At 64.6% G+C, this 3221-nt stretch carries 2 protein-coding genes and 1 pseudogene; 1 reads left to right on the top strand and 2 read right to left on the bottom strand.

Features of this window, described 5'->3' with window-relative positions; all coding sequences use genetic code 11:
- A pseudogene (locus tag EOA23_RS33025) lies at window positions 1-409 on the top strand (FGGY-family carbohydrate kinase); the annotation flags it as partial.
- 10 nt (window positions 410-419) lie between these two features.
- On the opposite strand, the gene EOA23_RS33020 reads toward EOA23_RS33025, so the two are convergent.
- Both EOA23_RS33020 and galE read right to left on the bottom strand, forming a co-directional pair.
- Window positions 420-1676: a D-amino acid dehydrogenase gene (locus EOA23_RS33020; RefSeq protein WP_127307146.1), complete on the bottom strand. Its 1257-nt coding sequence runs from the start codon at window positions 1674-1676 to the stop codon at window positions 420-422.
- 95 nt (window positions 1677-1771) lie between these two features.
- Window positions 1772-2767 (bottom strand): UDP-glucose 4-epimerase GalE, encoded by a 996-nt coding sequence (gene galE / locus EOA23_RS33015; protein WP_127307145.1) that lies wholly within the window; start codon window positions 2765-2767, stop codon window positions 1772-1774.
- Window positions 2768-3221 lie beyond the last annotated feature (454 nt).

Below are 3221 nucleotides of genomic sequence, written 5' to 3'. Positions count from 1 at the left end.
GGCGCGCCAGGTGTTGCTTCTGCCTTCGACGCAGCAGGGCTCCGGACCGTTTCCGTATCGCAGCGCGCAGTGGGTCAATGCCGAGAACCTGAATTCCGGCCAGCGCTTCGCCGCCGATCAGTTCCAGGCAGGTCGCGGTCATCTGCGCGAGATAGAACGAGACGGCGGCGACGGACCGACGACCGTCGAGGGACCGTTCGCGCAGAACCCGCTTTTCATCCGCATGCTGGCGGCGGCGACGGAGCGGCCGGTCATCGCATCGGAAACCTCGACCGGGACCAGCATCGGTGCCGCGCTGCTGGCGTCGGATGGCGCGCCCGCGATGAGCAAGGGCGAGCGAACCGAGCCACCGACCGAGCCGGCATGGCAAGCCTATACCCAAGCGTGGCGGAAGAACGCCACCGCGTAAGCCAACCGGCTCAGCGCGCCGTGCCGTACAGCAATCCCTGCGGTTCGATCTGCGGCTTTCTGCCGGCGACGACATCCGCCAAGAACTGCCCTGAGCCGCAGGCCATGGTCCAGCCGACATGACCGTGGCCGGTATCGAGATAGAGGTTGCGGTATTTCGCCTGGCCGATCACGGGAACCGAATTCGGCATCATCGGCCGCAGGCCCGCCCAGAGCACGGCCTTCTTCTCGTCGAAGGCGCCCGGGAAAAGGTCCTTGCCGGTTTCCAGGATGGTCCTGAAATCGCTGGGCTTGAAGCTGCGGTCGAAGCCGGTGAACTCGGCTGTAGAGGACATGCGCAGGCGATTGCCGAGCCTCGAATAGCCGATCAGCCGGTCCTCGTCGGCGCCGCCCATGGTCGGGCCCCTGCTTTCGTCTTCCAGCGGAATCGTCGCTGTATAACCCTTCACCGGGTAAACCGGCAGGTCGATGCCGTAGCGGCGGCCTAGCAGACCGCTTTCCGGCCCCATCGAGATGACGACGGCGTCGCCGGTGACCGATCCGGCCGAGGTCATGACGGCGCGCACACGGCCGCCCTCGATGTCGAGACCCTGGACCGTCGTGCCGAACAGGAATTTCACGCCGAGCTTCTCGGCGGCATGGGCGGCGAGCCTGTCGGTGAACTGCTTGGAATCGCCGGTCTGGTCGATCGGCGAATAGATGCCGCCGGCGATCTTTTCCTTTACGCCGGCAAGGCCCGGCTCCAGCTCGACCAGACGCTCGCGGCCGACGATCTCGATCGGCAGGCCGTGCTCGCCGAGATAGCGATGATTGTCGGTGCCGGTGTCGAGGCTCTTTTGCGAGCGGAAGAAGTAGAGGATGCCCTTCTTGCGTTCGTCGTAGTGGATGCCGGTTTCCTCCGACAGTTGATTGACGCACTCGCGGGAATGCAGCGCCAATCTCAGCTTGATGTCGGTGTTTGCGCGCAGCCGCTTCACCGTGCATTCGCGCAGGAAACGCAGGCTCCAGGCGTAGAAATAGGGATCGAGGCGGAGTCTCACCTTGATGCCGAGGTCGTGGTTCCAAAGCGCGCGCAGGAAGGTCTTCAGCGCGGCGGGCGAAGCCCAGGCGGTGGCATCGCCGGGCGACACCAGGCCGGCATTCGACTGGCTGGTGCCTCGGGCCGCCGCCTCGTGGCGCTCGATCACCGTCACCTCGTGACCGTCCTTGGCCAGATAATAGGCGGCCGCCGTGCCAACGACGCCGGCGCCGAGAACCAGTATCTTCATGCCGTCCCCTCATCACAGCGGCGCGCCGCCGCGCGCCGCTGAATGAGTCTCAATACCGCGTCCGAACGCGGCGGACGAGCCCTTGGCCCAAAAGGTCAGCTTCTCACGGAATTCTTGCCCGTCAGGATGCGCTCCCAGGCCAGCGCGTCGTTGACGATCAGGTCGAGATCGTCGCGTTGCGGCGTCCAGCCGAGCTCCTTACGGGCAAGCTCGGAATTGGCGACCACCGCAGCGGCGTCGCCGGGCCGGCGATCGCCCATGCGGACATCGAAATCATGGCCGAAGGCGCGGCGCACGCTGTCGATCACCTCGAGCACCGAATAGCCGTGGCTGTAGCCGCAATTGGCGACGAGGCTGGTGCCGCCGGCGCGCAGCCGCTGCAGCGCCAGCCGGTGCGCGGCGGCGAGATCGCTGACATGGATGTAGTCGCGCATGCAGGTGCCGTCCGGCGTCGGATAGTCGGTGCCGAAAACCTGCATGAAGGGACGCTTGCCGAGCGCGGTCTCGCAGGCAACCTTGATCAGATGCGTGGCGCCGGGCGTCGACTGCCCGGTGCGGCCCTTCGGGTCGGCGCCGGCGACGTTGAAATAGCGCAGCGCCGTGTAACGGATGTCGTGCGCCAGCGCGGCATCGCGCAGCATCCATTCGCTCATCAGCTTGGAGAGGCCATAGGGCGATTCCGGCGCAAGCCGCGCATCCTCGCGCACCGGCTCCAGCCCGGCGCCGCCATAGACGGCGGCGGTGGAAGAGAAGATGAAATGCGGCACCCCCTCGCGCACTGCTGTCTCGATCAGCGTGCGGGTCTTGCAGGTGTTGTTCTCGTAATAGCCGAGCGGATCGGCGACCGATTCCGGCACCACGATGGAACCCGCGAAGTGGATGATGGCGTCGACCTTGTTTTCGCGGATGGTCCGGCCGACCAGGTCTCGGTCGGCGACGTCGCCGACGACGAGCTTTGCTTCCGGGGCCACCGCCCATTCGAAGCCGGTGGAAAGCCGGTCGAGCACCACGACACTCTCGCCTGCGTCCAGCAACTCCCAGACCATATGGCTGCCGATATAACCGGCACCGCCCGTCACCAAAACCGTCATCTTCTACCTCGCTGATCAAGATTTATCGGAAACTGTCTCAACAGCCCCCGTTCTGGAAACCCCGCCGCAAGCCCGTTAAAGTCCATGTCATTCCCCCAAAACCGCTGTACACGTTTGGGCGATATGCATTGGCCTCCCTCTAACGTTAAGTCGGTAACAGTTCCTCCCGTCCGAGGCATCGTACTGAAACAAATCTGCTCCAAACAGCTGGGAATAGGCCACGATCCGGCATCGTTAGGAACAGGGTAAAGGCGTGGCATTTTGACCGGTCGGGTCCGGTGGACGCGGCATGGGGCAGTGACTATGATCTGCCGCAAAATTGGGAAGTCGACATGAATTACCAGCGGTTCTTCGAGGATGCGATCGACCAGCTCCACGCGGAGCGGCGCTACCGCGTCTTCGCCGACCTCGAGCGCATGGTGGGCAAGTTCCCGCGCGCCATCTGGCGTTCCAA

The organism is Mesorhizobium sp. M2A.F.Ca.ET.042.01.1.1 (assembly GCF_003997405.1).
Lineage (GTDB): Bacteria > Pseudomonadota > Alphaproteobacteria > Rhizobiales > Rhizobiaceae > Mesorhizobium.
This window is presented reverse-complemented; position numbering and strand designations above follow the sequence as displayed.

Coding starts and splice junctions, on each gene's coding strand:
- EOA23_RS33020 (WP_127307146.1), bottom strand. CDS start 1,676: ATGAAGATACTGGTTCTCGGCGCCGGCGTCGTTGGCACGGCGGCCGCC.
- galE (WP_127307145.1), bottom strand. CDS start 2,767: ATGACGGTTTTGGTGACGGGCGGTGCCGGTTATATCGGCAGCCATATG.